This window comes from Parasporobacterium paucivorans DSM 15970 (assembly GCF_900141895.1).
Taxonomy (GTDB): domain Bacteria; phylum Bacillota; class Clostridia; order Lachnospirales; family Lachnospiraceae; genus Parasporobacterium; species Parasporobacterium paucivorans.
This window is the reverse complement of the sequence record NZ_FQYT01000008.1, coordinates 41,588-55,150: the sequence shown is the minus strand read 5'-3', so window position 1 is coordinate 55,150 and position 13,563 is coordinate 41,588. Positions and strand designations below refer to the sequence as shown.

Below are 13,563 nucleotides of genomic sequence, written 5' to 3'. Positions count from 1 at the left end.
ATTGTTAAAATATAATAAGTAGCTGCTTTTCCGCATACTAAAAATTCTAACTTTTGGAGGTACTTATTATGAATGTTTACAAAACGGACAACATAAGGAACGTCATCGTCATGGGTCACGGAAGTTCAGGAAAGACATCGTTAACGGAAGCTATGGCTTATACTACAGGTATAGTGAACAGACTCGGAAAAGTTACCGACGGAAATACTATAAGCGACTTTGATAAAGAAGAAATAAAAAGAAAGTTTTCAATAAACACATCTGTTATACCAATCGAGTTCAATGGTATTAAAATAAATATTTTAGACGCACCTGGATATTTCGACTTTGTGGGAGAGATGGAAGAAGCCATGAGCGTGGCGGACGGCGCTGTAATCTGTGTCTCTGCCAAGGCGGGTGTAGAGGTTGGAACCGTGAAGGCTTGGGAGTACTGTGAAAGATACAGTATCCCAAGAATATTCTATATTTCCTTTATGGATGACCCAAATGCGGATTTTATGAAACTGGTAAATGAACTCAAGAATATTTTCGGCAAGAAGGTTGCACCTTTCCACCTGCCAATTATTGAAGAAGGCAAATTCGTAGGCTATGTAAACACGGTCAGGATGGCAGGCAGAAAATACAGACCAGACGGAAGTTATGATGAATGCGAGATTCCGGACAACGAAAAAGAAGACCTCGCACCGGTACGGGATATGATTATGGAAGCCGTCGCGGAAACCAGCGAAGAATATATGGAGAGGTTTTTCAACGGGGAAGAATTTTCTTTCGAGGAAATTGTCGGAGCCCTGAGAAATGAGATATTTGAAGGGAACATCGTCCCTGTACAGATTGGATCCAGTATTAATAATTTCGGTGCGAGAATGGTGCTCGAGACAATTGAGAGATATTTTCCTGCACCGGATAAAGCCAAATTCTTCCGTCAGGGAATCAATACCGCCACGAAAGAACCTTTTATTGCAACTTGCGATCATGATGGACCTTTAGCTGTGTTCGTATTCAAAACCATCCTGGATCCATTCATCGGGGCATTTTCCCTTGTCAAGATTTCTTCCGGAATCCTTAAGTCAGACGATACGGTATATAATGCCGAAAGGGATGCGATGGAAAAGATTTCCAAGCTGTATGTCCTTAGGGGCAAGACAACTACGGAAATCAAGGAGCTTCATGGGGGGGATATCGGTGCCATACCAAAGCTTTCCGTTACAAGAACTGGCGATACCCTCTCAAAAAAGGAATTCCCAATTATTTTAAACAAACCGAAGATGTCTGTTCCCTATACATCCGTGGCTTATACGTCCAAGGTCAAGGGTGAGGAGGACAAAATTGCTCAGGCAATAAGCAAGATGACCATAGAGGATCTGACCCTGAAACAGGTCAATGATGAAGAGAACAGGCAGATGCTGCTGTATGGAGTTGGTGACCAGCACCTGGAAATCGTTGCCAGTAAAATAAAAGATAACTATAAGGTTGACATTGAAATTATGCATCCGCGGGTCGCTTTCAGGGAGACCATCCGTAAAAAGGTGGAAACGGAAGGCAAACACAAAAAACAGTCGGGGGGGCACGGCCAGTACGGGCATGTAAAGATGTCCTTTGAACCAAGCAACAACCTGGATAAACCTTACGAATTTGAAGAAAAGATTTTTGGCGGGTCCGTACCGAAAAATTATTTTCCGGCCGTTGAAAAGGGGATTCAGGAGTGCGTGCAGAAAGGGCCTTTGGCAGGCTATCCGGTTGTGGGCATTAAGGGGGTCCTTCTGGATGGTTCCTATCATCCGGTCGATTCCTCTGAGATGGCATTTAAAATGGCAACCATACATGCATTTAAGAAAGGCTTCATGGAAGCGTCTCCTGTGCTGTTGGAACCGATAGCCCTTTTGAAAGTAACAATCCCGGACAGATTCACCGGAGACATAATGGGCGACCTCAACAAGAAACGGGGTCGAGTAATGGGCATGAATCCGACGGATAACGGAAAACAGGTGATAGAAGCGGAGATTCCTATGTCAGAATTATTTGGATACAGCACGAATCTGCGTTCCATGACCGGGGGCTACGGAAATTACGAATACGCCTTTGTCCGCTACGAGCAGGCGCCACCTGAAGTTCAGCAGCATGAAATTGCCAGACACGAAGCGGAACATGGCCGTGAAGTTTAGTCTGCCACACTTGACAAACAAATCCTATATGGTAAAATAAACTCTAAGTTTGTTCATAAGACATAAACTATGAAGAGGAGTAGTACGGGCCATAGGTTTCAGAGAGCTGCTGGATGCTGGGAAGCAGTACCGAAAACCCTGAACTTGCCTTGGAGTTCTTCCGGTGATAAGCCGGGGGCGTGTCATTCACGTTACAGAATACTGAGTGCGTATCTTGTGATACGAATTAGAGTGGTACCGCGGAATTAATGCCTTTTCGTCTCTATTGAAAACTGGAGACGAGAAGGCTATTTTTATAATCAGGAGGAGAAGTTATGTCAAGCCCTTATAACCACAAGGAAATTGAAAAAAAATGGAAAAAACAATGGGAGGAACGACCCATTAATGAAAACGACGGACAGAAACCTAAATATTACTGTCTGGATATGTTCCCCTATCCGTCCGGAAGCGGTCTGCATGTTGGACACTGGAGAGGGTATGTCATCAGCGACGTATGGAGCAGATATAAATTGATTAAGGGGTATTATGTTATTCATCCAATGGGCTGGGACGCCTTTGGACTTCCGGCTGAAAATTATGCTATCAAGATGCAGGTGCATCCCAAAAAATCCACGGCGGAAAATATCCAGAACATCAGAAGACAGATCAAGGAAATATCCGCAATCTATGACTGGGATATGGAAGTTGACACCACCGACCCGGATTTCTACAAATGGACACAGTGGATTTTTGTGAAAATGTTCAAAGCAGGCCTGGCATATGAAAAAGAGATGCCTATTAACTGGTGCCCTTCCTGCAAGACCGGGCTGGCAAATGAAGAGGTTGTTAACGGAACCTGTGAACGATGCGGTGAAGAAGTAACCAAGAAAAATCTCAAACAATGGATGCTTAAAATCACAGCATACGCCGACCGGCTCCTGGATGATCTGGACAAACTGGATTGGCCGGAGAAGGTCAGGAAAATGCAGGCAGATTGGATCGGAAAGTCCTACGGCGCAGAGGTCGATTTTAAAATTGACGGTAAAAATGATGCCATCAGCGTATATACCACAAGACCGGATACCCTTTATGGGGCTACCTTTATGGTGCTGGCGCCCGAACATGAGATGGCGGCAGGTCTTGCCACAGAAGAGACCCGGGGAGCTGTGGAGGACTATATCTTTAAATCATCCATGAAATCTTCAGTAGACCGTCTTCAGGACAAAGAGAAGACCGGCGTATTTACGGGGAGCTATGCTGTTAATCCGGTAAATAACGTAAAAATCCCTATATGGCTATCCGACTATGTACTGGCCGATTATGGTACAGGCGCAATTATGTGTGTGCCTGCTCATGATGAAAGGGACTTCGAATTTGCGACAAAATTCTCCATACCAATTGTCCAGGTGATTTCCAAAGATGGCAGGGAAAATCCAAAATTGGATGAAGCATATACCGCACCAGGAATCATGCTGAACTCTGAAGATTTTAACGGATTGAATTCAGAGGACGCCAAAAGGGATGTTCCCGGAATCTTGGAAGAAAGAGGTATTGGAAAGAAGACCGTAAACTATAAATTGAGAGACTGGGTATTTTCCAGACAACGCTACTGGGGTGAACCTATCCCAATTATTCATTGTGAACACTGTGGAAACGTGGCTGTGCCCGAAAATCAGCTTCCAGTTCTGCTCCCGGAGGTTGAATCCTATCAGCCTACAGGAACAGGCGAATCGCCATTATCAGCCATTGACGAATGGGTTAATACAACCTGTCCCGAATGTGGAGGACCTGCGAAAAGAGAAACAAATACTATGCCGCAATGGGCGGGGTCATCCTGGTATTTCCTTCGCTACGTAGACAATAAAAATCAAGATGCGCTTGTTTCGAAGGAAAAAGCAGATAAATATCTTCCGGTGGATATGTACATCGGAGGAGTAGAGCATGCCGTGCTGCATCTCCTCTATTCCCGGTTTTATACGAAATTTTTAAATGACATCGGTGTCGTGGATTTTGACGAGCCATTCCAGAAACTGTTCAATCAGGGAATGATCACTGGCAAGAACGGAATTAAGATGAGCAAGTCAAAGGGTAATGTGGTATCCCCGGATGAGCTGGTGAAGGATTACGGATGTGATTCTCTCCGCATGTACGAACTGTTTGTGGGTCCTCCTGATTTGGACTCAGAATGGGATGAGCGTGGAATCGAAGGTGTATATCGATTCATGAATCGTTTTTGGAAGCTGGCTTCAGACAGTGTGGGAAAGAATATAAAGCCTACTAAGGAAATGCTCAAAATAAGAAACCGGATGGTGTATGATATCACACAGAGACTGGAAAGCTTCAGTCTGAATACAGTTATTAGCGGTTTTATGGAATATAACAACAAAATGATTGATCTGGCAAAAACAACCGGAGGCATAGATAAAGAGACACTGGAGGCCGCCATAACCCTCCTGTCTCCATTTGCGCCGCATATCTGCGAAGAGCTTTGGGCGGCGTTTGGAAATAAAGAAAGCGTATTCAAACAGGAAAAGGGTTGGCCGGTTTATGCTGAAGAGTATCTGAAAGATGATGAAATCGGCGTGGCTGTACAGATAAACGGAAAAACAAAAACAGTCATTGAGATTCCGGCTGATATGGCAAAAGATGATGTCCTGATTAAGGCGAAAGAGTCACTTGGAGACAAGCTGACTGGAAGCATCGTAAAAGAAATTTATGTACCTGGAAAAATAGTTAATATTGTAGTTAAATAAAGAAACGGAGAGCTCAGATGGACAGAATTAGGATGAAGAACCCGATTGTTGAAATGGACGGGGATGAAATGACCAGGATTCTTTGGAAAATGATTAAGGATGAACTGCTAAGCCCATTTGTTGAATTAAACACCGAATATTATGATTTGGGACTTATGGCAAGGAATGATACGGACGACCGTGTTACCGTTGATGCGGCAGAGGCTGTAAAGAAATATAAGGTAGGCGTGAAATGTGCGACCATTACCCCTAATGCAGAGAGGGTGAAGGAATATAATCTGAAAAAGATGTGGAAAAGCCCTAATGGTACAATCCGTTCTATACTGGACGGGACGGTTTTCAGGGCCCCCATTATTGTGAAAGGAATCGACCCCTACGTAAGAACCTGGAAAAAGCCAATTACCATTGCCAGGCATGCATACGGAGACATCTACAAAGCCGTTGAATACAGAGTAGAGGAAAAAGGTATCGCCACACTGAATTTCACCAGCGAAAAAGGGGAGACAAATACGCAGACCATATTCTCTTTTGATGGTCCCGGAGTAATAATGGGCCAGTATAACCTGGACGATTCCATTGAAAACTTTGCCAGGAGCTGTTTCGGCTATGCACTGGACACAAAACAGGATTTATGGTTCTCTACAAAAGACACTATTTCAAAGAAGTATGACCATACCTTTAAGGATATTTTCAAAAAAATCTATGACGAGGAATATAAAGAGGGATTCCAACTGGCAGGACTGGAATATCTCTATACCCTCATTGACGATGCAGTTGCCCGTGTCATTAAATCAGAGGGCGGGTTTATATGGGCATGCAAGAATTACGACGGGGATGTTATGAGTGACATGGTAGCTACGGCATTCGGCGCACTTGCCATGATGACATCTGTGCTTGTTTCTCCGGACGGATTTTATGAGTATGAGGCAGCACACGGAACAGTGCAGAAACATTATTATAACCACTTGAAGGGCCAGATGACCTCAACGAACTCTGTTGCAACAATTTTCGCATGGACAGGAGCACTTCGAAAAAGAGCGGAACTGGACGGAACAGAAGATTTGAAATTATTTGCGGACAAATTGGATAAGGCAACACTGGATACGATTGAGTCCGGGCACATGACAAAAGATCTTTCCCTGATTACAAGCATTGAAAATGCGACAATCCATACATCAGAGAGCTTTATTCTAAAAATACGGGAGAATTTAGAAAAATCAATCTAAGAAAAGAGGGACCGGTATGACGCAGGACAGAGTTCCAAAACCAGGAGAATTCTACAGACATTTTAAAAACAAGCTGTACCAGATAGTGACTGTAGCTATCCATTCCGAAACGGAAGAGAAGCTGGTGGTTTACCAGGCATTATATGGGGATTATAGAATTTACGCCAGACCGTTGACGATGTTCACCGGTGAGGTGGATCATGAAAAATACCCGGATGTCGAGCAAAAATATAGGTTTGCACGCGTTGACGATATAGGCCTGCCTGAAGCTGAACCGCTGGAAACCATAAAAGAAACCATAAAGGAAACGTGGGAAAGGTCCGAAAGGCCTATCCCAACCCTTATGGATTTCCTGGATGCGGAAACATATACGAAAAAAAGAGAACTGCTGCTGGAAATGCGCAAAAAAATTGACGCCAAGACCATCGATGATATCGCGGCTACTCTTGACGTCGTAATTGAGGAAGGCGATATCCAGACAAGGTATGAAAGCCTTCTGAAATGCCTTAATATGATGGTGAAATTCGAATGCACCCGTTTGCGCTGACGAGTGTTTACACTGGTGGGTGTTTGCGCTGGCTAGCAGATAATCGTGCCAGTCCTTTCATGCATACCATCCTTTGCATTTTCCAGACTGGTGATGACAGCTCTTCGGCCCTCGCCGGCCTGGACGAAATTCAGGGCGGACTGCACTTTTGGAAGTGTGGTTGTTTTGTTGAAATATCCCTTGTCAACCAGCTCGGCTGCATCTGAGGAAGAGAGCAGTCCGAGCTCTTTTTTTGCCCCGCTTTCATCTTCGATGGAAAGCTTTTGGGCAGATGTCAAGAATAAGAGCGTGGAAGCGTTCAGCATGTCAGCAAGTTTTGCAGCAGTATAATCCTTTTCAATGATGGCTGAGGCACCCTTAAGAACGGTTCCTTGTTCCAAAACAGGTATCCCGCCTCCGCCTGCGGCAATGACAATCTGTCCCGCATCGACAAGCGCTTTGACAGCATCGATTTCATATATATCGATTGGGTAAGGAGACGCAATTATTCTGCGATAGCCCTTTCCAGCGTTGGATTCCTCATAAACGACGTAGTTGCCTTTATGTTCTTCGATTTCCGCTTCGTTTTTTGTCATAAATCTACCAATTACTTTTGTAGGAGCATCAAAAGCAGGATCGAAAGGATCCACCTTTACCTGTGTAATAATAGTAGAGACCGGCTTGAATATTCCCCGGTTTAAAAGTTCCGTGCGAATTGCATTCTGGAGATCATAACCAATATAACCCTGGCTCATTGCACTGCAGACGGACATTGGTGCTGCCGTAAACTCCGGATCAATACGGCTGAATTCCGTCAGGGCTGTCTGGATCATGCCGACCTGTGGGCCATTGCTGTGCGTAATAATAACCTCATAATTTTCCGCAACCAAATCTGCGATGGCTTTTGCGGCCAAACTTACTTTTTTCTTCTGTTCGGGCAGAGTGTTACCAAATGCGCTTCTGCCTAATGCAACTACAACTTTATCTTTTTCCATAGTATGCCCCCGTAATATTATCAGAATTTAATGATTAGATTTATATTATAAGACAATATGCCAAAAAATACAAACCAATATTGTGTGACAATGTTTAGAAATATGGTAAAATATAAATTGCTTGTAAAGCAGAGTGAAATATGGAGGAAATTATGGTACTGGCGTGTAATAATATATCAAAAGCTTTTGGGGAAAAAGTCATTTTAGATAATGTATCCTTTAACATAGAAGATAGAGAGAAGGCTGCCATTGTAGGTGTCAATGGAGCTGGAAAAACAACGCTTCTTAAGATTATCATGGGTGAAATGTCGAAAGATTCAGGGGATATCATCATTGGAAACGGAAAGACCCTGGGCTACCTTTCCCAGCATCAGGAGCTGGATGGAAAGCGCAGCATTTACGAAGAGGTTTTAACCGCAAAAAAAGATATAATTGAATTGGAAGAAAAAATCCGACTTCTTGAAATTGAGATGAAAAACAAATCCGGGAATGAATTGGAGTCTCTTTTAAAGTCTTACACCAGACTTACCAATGAGTTTGAAAACAAAGGCGGATTTTCATATAAAAGTGAGGTCACAGGTGTAATAAAGGGACTTGGTTTCAAGGAAGATGAGTTCGACACTCCGACCAATAATCTCTCAGGCGGGCAAAAAACGAGGGTGTCCCTTGGTAAACTGCTTTTGTTAAAACCGGATCTGCTTTTGCTGGATGAGCCAACCAATCACCTGGATATGGAATCCATTAATTGGCTGGAGACGTATCTGATCAACTATAAAGGCAGCGTGATCGTTGTGGCCCATGACAGGTATTTTCTTGACCGGGTCGTCACAAAAATCGTGGAGGTGGAAAGAGGGAAAGTTACGACCTATAAGGGCAATTATTCCGAGTACTCTGCAAAAAAGAAGAAGCTGGCGTCAGATATGCTGAAACACTTTAATGAGCAGCAGAAAGAAATTAAGGCTCAACAGGAAGTTATAGCCAAACTCCGCTCATTCAACCGGGAAAAGTCTGTAAAAAGAGCAGAAAGCCGTGAAAAGCTTCTGAACAAAATAGACGTGCTGGATAAACCAGTAACCGAAGAAAAACAAATGTCCATTCATTTGGAGCCGGATGTCCTCAGCGGTAAGGATGTGCTCCGGGTTTCCAATATCAGCAAAAGCTTTAAAGACAAAGTATTGTTTTCGGATGCGGATTTCGAAATCAAGCGTGGAGAACGGGTGGCAGTAATCGGGAAAAACGGTACTGGAAAAACAACACTTCTTAAGATGATTACCGGCGGGATGGAATGGGACAAGGGTGAAATTATTCTTGGAGCCAAGGTGCATATCGGATATTACGACCAGGAACATCACGTGTTGAACCCGGAAAAAAGCATATTTCAGGAAATTAGTGATGAATATCCAAATCTGGACAACACCAGAATCAGAAATATATTAGCAGCGTTTATGTTCACGGGGGATGCCGTTTTCAAAAAAATCAGGGACTTAAGCGGCGGGGAAAGGGGCAGGGTATCTCTGGCCAAACTCATGCTTTCCGAGGCAAACTTTCTGATTCTGGATGAGCCGACCAACCATCTGGATATTATGTCCAAGGAAATCCTGGAAAATGCTTTGGTGAACTATACTGGAACAGTGTTATATGTATCCCACGATCGTTACTTTATAAATCGTACAGCTACAAGAATTCTTGAACTGGAAGCTCAGAAATTTGCTAATTATATAGGGAATTACGACTATTATCTGGAGAAAAAAATTGAACCGGATGCAGGTGCAACAGCTGGTGAAAAAGCATCTGAAGATAAGGACATATCCAGAGAAGAGTGGGCAGTTTATAAAGAAGAGCAAGCCAGAGAACGCAAAAAAGCCAGCGATCTGAATAAAACCGAAGAAAAAATCCATGAAGTGGAAGAACAAATCAATAATTTGGATACAAGGCTTTCCAGTGAAGATGTATGTTCAAATCCGGATATGCTGTTGAAGCTATTTGAAGAAAAAGAAAAATTGAGTGCGGAATTAGCAGTTTTATACGAAAAGTGGGAAAATCTTGTGTAAATTTGTATGTTTTGGTGTATCCGTTTTCAATTGTTTAGTTTGACATTAATGGATTGTTTGACTATAATTAAACATGATTTATAAAAAAAGGCGGTGGATTTGTGTCAGAGAAATATATATCAAAAGCTGTTATCGGGCGTCTGCCCCGTTACTACAGATATCTAGGTGAGTTGCTGGAGAACGATGAAGAAAGAATTTCTTCAGAAGAGTTAAGCAAGCTGATGAAAGTTACTGCTTCACAGATAAGACAGGATTTTAATAATTTTGGTGGATTTGGACAGCAGGGATATGGTTATAACGTCAAATACCTGTATGGTGAAATTGGAAAAATTCTTGGTGTTGAACAGAAACATAATGTGATTTTGGTTGGAGCCGGTAATTTGGGTTCTGCTCTAGCAAAATATCCTTCCTTTCCCAAAAGAGGATTCACCATTTCCGGGATATTTGATGTGAATCCAGACGTCATAGGTAAAACGCTGAATGGTATCATGGTCAGACCTATGGATGAAATGGAAGAGTTTATCGTGAATAATGTGATTGATATTGCAGCCATCACGGTACCCAGAGATGAAGCACAGACGCTTGCAGAAAAAATTGTGAATGCCGGTGTGAAAGCGATTTGGAATTTTTCTCCGGTGGATCTGAATGTTGGGGATGATGTTGTCGTAGAAAACGTACACATGACAGACAGTCTCCTGAAATTGTCATTTAACCTGGCAGCTATGAAAAGTGGAAAATGGGATTATCGTATTTAACGGTGACATGAGATGATTTTTGGAATCGGTAATGACATTGTCGAGATAGAGCGCATTGAAAAAGCCTGTTTAAAAGAGGCTTTTTTATGTCGTGTATATACACCGAAAGAACGGGAGCAAAGCAAAGGCAAGAATTCATTCCTTGCAGGAAATTTTGCCGTTAAAGAATCTGTATCCAAATGTTTTGGGACCGGTTTTCAAAGATTCAGGATCAATGATATTGAAGTTCTCAGGGATGACCAGGGAAAACCCTATGTAAATCTGTACAATCAGGCTGAAAGTATTGCAAGACAGCTTGGGATTGCACGAATACATGTGACCATTACAAATACGTCTGAGTTTGCATTTGCAACGGCCATAGCGGAAAGCGGGTGAAGTTTTATGAAGAAACTGATTTATGGGTCAAAAATGAAAGAAATTGACTCATATGCCATCAACGAAATCGGAATCCCTTCCATAGCATTGATGGAAAGAGCTGCATTCAGCGTATTTTGCGAAATGGAAAAAATGTGCAGTAAACAGGAAAATATCCTGATTGTCTGCGGTACCGGAAATAACGGAGCTGATGGTCTTGCTCTGGCCAGGATGCTGAAGCTTAAGGGCTACAGGGTCGACATTCAGGTGATTGGCGATATCCTGAAAGCCACACAGGAGTTCAAGATTCAAAAGTCGGTCACTGACAAACTGGAAGTTATGGTTGCGGAACGGCCGGTGTACGAATCCTATGATTATATTGTTGATGCTTTGTTTGGTGTCGGCCTGTGCAGGGAAATAACGGGTGTCTATAAGGAAACGATCGAACGGATGAATGAATCGAATGCAGTTAAAATTGCTATAGATATTCCTTCTGGCCTTTCAGGCGATACGGGGGCAATCCTTGGTGCGGGCTTTGTGTCGGACATCACGGTTACCTTCGGAATTCTGAAAACCGGTCTCGTCATCAGTCAAGGACCGGATTATGCCGGACAGGTTATTGTAGCAGATATCGGTTTTCCGCAAACTGGACATGCAGATATTTTTGCACATGAGGAACAGGATCTTCTCAGCATACCCAGACGCAGAAAAAATTCCAATAAAGGTTCTTATGGAAGACTTCTGGTTATTGCGGGATCTGAAAATATGGCAGGTGCAGCATTTCTTTGTGCCAAGTCAGCATACAGGGTGGGAACCGGTCTGGTTCAGATACTGACTCCCAAAGAAAACCGGGAAATTCTGCAGACATTGCTGCCGGAAGCCATCCTAAAGACGTATGATGCGTCCAATCCGGATTTTGAGGAGATATCTGGGTACATAGATAGGGCATCAGCCATTGTGGCAGGGCCAGGTCTTGGGATCAGCGAAAATGCCATGAAACTGATTGAAAAAGTTATGCTGGCGAAAAAAAAGACTGTGATAGATGCCGATGGGCTGAACATAATATCCCAATTTCCGCATCTGACAGGATGCTACCACAGTGATATTATCATCACCCCTCATATAAGGGAAATGTCCAGACTGACCTGCATTGAAGAAGATAAAATCAAAAACGATCTTATTTCCACATGCAGGGGCTACTGTGAAGAACATAAGATATCCTGCATCCTTAAGGATTCGGGAACTGTAATCTGTACCGGAGACAGGATTTATATAAATTTATCCGGCAACCCAGGTATGGCGACAGCAGGAGCTGGGGATGTGCTTGCCGGGATAGCCGGAGGACTTTTGGCTATGGGACTGGGCACGGATATTGCGTCTTCTATCGGTCCTTTCATCCACGGTCTGGCAGGGGACAGGACAGTAAAAAAAACAGGAGAAAGTGCCCTGATGGCTTCTGACATAATTGACGGTCTGAAGGACATAATCGGAGATTGATTAAAATGGACGAGATAGAAAAGTACTACAGGGTATATGCGGGAATAAATCTGGATGCAGTTTATGACAATGTGTCGGCGCTTAAAAAGACGATATCCCCAAACACGACCATAACAGCTGTCATCAAAGCAGATGGCTACGGTCATGGAGCCATTCCGGTGGCAAAAACAATTGACGGTCTGGTGGCTTCCTATGCAGTTGCTACCATTAATGAAGCGATAAGCCTCAGAGAGCACGGAATTGACAAACCGGTTTATATACTGGGACATACACATCACTCCATGTATGAGGAGGCAATACTTAACGACATTGATCTGACTATATTTGATGAGAAAACAGCATATGGGATAGACAGGCGGGCCGGAGGACTTAATAAAGCAGCTAAAATCCAGATCAAGCTAGATACCGGTATGAGCCGGATTGGATTCAAGGATAACGAAGAATCTCTGAATTCCATAATCGGGATTTCCAGATTGAAGAACATTCGTATCGACGGAATATTCACACATTTTTCCGCAGCGGATGAATCGGATAAGACTTCGGTAAACAGCCAGCTGGATAGATTCAAAGCTTTTATCCTTAAACTCGAAGAAGCAGGAATAAACATTCCAACTACTCATTGCTCCAACAGCGCATGCATCCTGGATCTTTCAGATATTAATTTTACGACTGTCAGACCTGGAATTGCAATATACGGCTTATATCCTTCCGATGAGGTAATGAAGGAAAAGGTTGTGCTGAAGCCGGCGCTTTATATGAAAAGCCATATTGTACAGTTGAAGTCTGTGGAACCGGGAACAGGTGTCAGCTATGGTTCGACTTTTATAGCAGATAAGGAAACGAAGGTTGCGACTATTCCGATTGGTTATGGGGATGGGTATCCGAGAAGCCTGTCCAATAAAGGCCATGTCCTCATCCGGGGATGCAAGGCTCCGATAATCGGACGCGTATGCATGGACCAGATCATGGTCGATGTAACCGGTATTATGGATGTTGCAGAGGATGATGAGGTTACGATTATCGGAAGAGATAATGAGGAAATCATAACCGTTGAATTACTGGCAGAGCTTGCAGGCACATTCAATTATGAATTTGTGTGTGACATAGGCAAGAGGGTGCCCCGGGTATACTTTAGGCACGATCGTATTGTATGCACAAAGGATTATTTTCATGATAAATACGATATCAGCGCCTGGGAAGACCAGAAAAAAATTGACTAAACAGACACTAAATGGTATATTTTGCTTTATATAGCTGAATACAAC

Annotated in this window: 10 protein-coding genes and 1 other annotated feature; of the genes, 9 read left to right on the top strand and 1 reads right to left on the bottom strand. The window is 43.2% G+C overall.

From position 1 onward, the window contains the following. Positions 1-68 precede the first annotated feature (68 nt). From BUA79_RS04840 to BUA79_RS04825, 4 genes are all read left to right on the top strand, one after another. Positions 69-2,162: an elongation factor G gene (locus BUA79_RS04840; RefSeq protein WP_073993242.1), complete on the top strand. Its 2,094-nt coding sequence runs from the start codon at positions 69-71 to the stop codon at positions 2,160-2,162. A 60-nt stretch (positions 2,163-2,222) separates the two neighbouring features. Continuing rightward, positions 2,223-2,429 (top strand) — a binding site (T-box leader). A gap of 47 nt (positions 2,430-2,476) precedes the next feature. Next, on the top strand, positions 2,477-4,894 hold the full coding sequence (gene leuS, locus BUA79_RS04835; RefSeq protein WP_073993241.1) for a leucine--tRNA ligase: 2,418 nt from the start codon (positions 2,477-2,479) through the stop codon (positions 4,892-4,894). A gap of 17 nt (positions 4,895-4,911) precedes the next feature. After that, positions 4,912-6,120: an NADP-dependent isocitrate dehydrogenase gene (locus BUA79_RS04830; RefSeq protein ID WP_073993240.1), complete on the top strand. Its 1,209-nt coding sequence runs from the start codon at positions 4,912-4,914 to the stop codon at positions 6,118-6,120. 16 nt (positions 6,121-6,136) lie between these two features. Then, the gene (locus tag BUA79_RS04825) at positions 6,137-6,667 is read left to right on the top strand and encodes a DUF1653 domain-containing protein (protein WP_073993239.1); all 531 of its coding nucleotides are present in this window, start codon (positions 6,137-6,139) and stop codon (positions 6,665-6,667) included. Between the two features lie 32 nt (positions 6,668-6,699). Here BUA79_RS04825 and arcC read toward each other — a convergent pair whose 3' ends face one another. Then, positions 6,700-7,641, bottom strand: a complete 942-nt coding sequence (gene arcC / locus BUA79_RS04820; RefSeq protein ID WP_073993238.1) for a carbamate kinase — start codon at positions 7,639-7,641, stop codon at positions 6,700-6,702. A gap of 152 nt (positions 7,642-7,793) precedes the next feature. Here arcC and abc-f point away from each other — a divergent pair, with 152 nt between their 5' ends. The 5 genes from abc-f to alr all read left to right on the top strand — a co-directional run bounded on the left by abc-f (position 7,794) and on the right by alr (position 13,518). Next, positions 7,794-9,692 carry a ribosomal protection-like ABC-F family protein gene (abc-f, locus tag BUA79_RS04815; protein ID WP_073993237.1) on the top strand — a complete coding sequence of 633 codons (1,899 nt, stop codon included), beginning with the start codon at positions 7,794-7,796 and terminating at the stop codon, positions 9,690-9,692. A gap of 101 nt (positions 9,693-9,793) precedes the next feature. Beyond that, positions 9,794-10,447 (top strand): redox-sensing transcriptional repressor Rex, encoded by a 654-nt coding sequence (locus BUA79_RS04810; RefSeq protein WP_073993236.1) that lies wholly within the window; start codon positions 9,794-9,796, stop codon positions 10,445-10,447. A gap of 12 nt (positions 10,448-10,459) precedes the next feature. Next, a complete protein-coding gene (gene acpS, locus BUA79_RS04805) occupies positions 10,460-10,822 on the top strand; it encodes a holo-ACP synthase (protein ID WP_073993235.1) in 363 nt (120 codons plus the stop codon). A gap of 6 nt (positions 10,823-10,828) precedes the next feature. After that, positions 10,829-12,298 carry an NAD(P)H-hydrate dehydratase gene (locus tag BUA79_RS04800; protein ID WP_073993234.1) on the top strand — a complete coding sequence of 490 codons (1,470 nt, stop codon included), beginning with the start codon at positions 10,829-10,831 and terminating at the stop codon, positions 12,296-12,298. 14 nt (positions 12,299-12,312) lie between these two features. Further along, positions 12,313-13,518, top strand: coding sequence for an alanine racemase (alr, locus tag BUA79_RS04795; RefSeq protein ID WP_073993282.1), 1,206 nt, complete (start codon positions 12,313-12,315; stop codon positions 13,516-13,518). Positions 13,519-13,563: the final 45 nt, after the last annotated feature.

Coding starts and splice junctions, on each gene's coding strand:
- BUA79_RS04840 (WP_073993242.1), top strand. CDS start 69: ATGAATGTTTACAAAACGGACAACATAAGGAACGTCATCGTCATGGGT.
- leuS (WP_073993241.1), top strand. CDS start 2,477: ATGTCAAGCCCTTATAACCACAAGGAAATTGAAAAAAAATGGAAAAAA.
- BUA79_RS04830 (WP_073993240.1), top strand. CDS start 4,912: ATGGACAGAATTAGGATGAAGAACCCGATTGTTGAAATGGACGGGGAT.
- BUA79_RS04825 (WP_073993239.1), top strand. CDS start 6,137: ATGACGCAGGACAGAGTTCCAAAACCAGGAGAATTCTACAGACATTTT.
- arcC (WP_073993238.1), bottom strand. CDS start 7,641: ATGGAAAAAGATAAAGTTGTAGTTGCATTAGGCAGAAGCGCATTTGGT.
- abc-f (WP_073993237.1), top strand. CDS start 7,794: ATGGTACTGGCGTGTAATAATATATCAAAAGCTTTTGGGGAAAAAGTC.
- acpS (WP_073993235.1), top strand. CDS start 10,460: ATGATTTTTGGAATCGGTAATGACATTGTCGAGATAGAGCGCATTGAA.
- BUA79_RS04800 (WP_073993234.1), top strand. CDS start 10,829: ATGAAGAAACTGATTTATGGGTCAAAAATGAAAGAAATTGACTCATAT.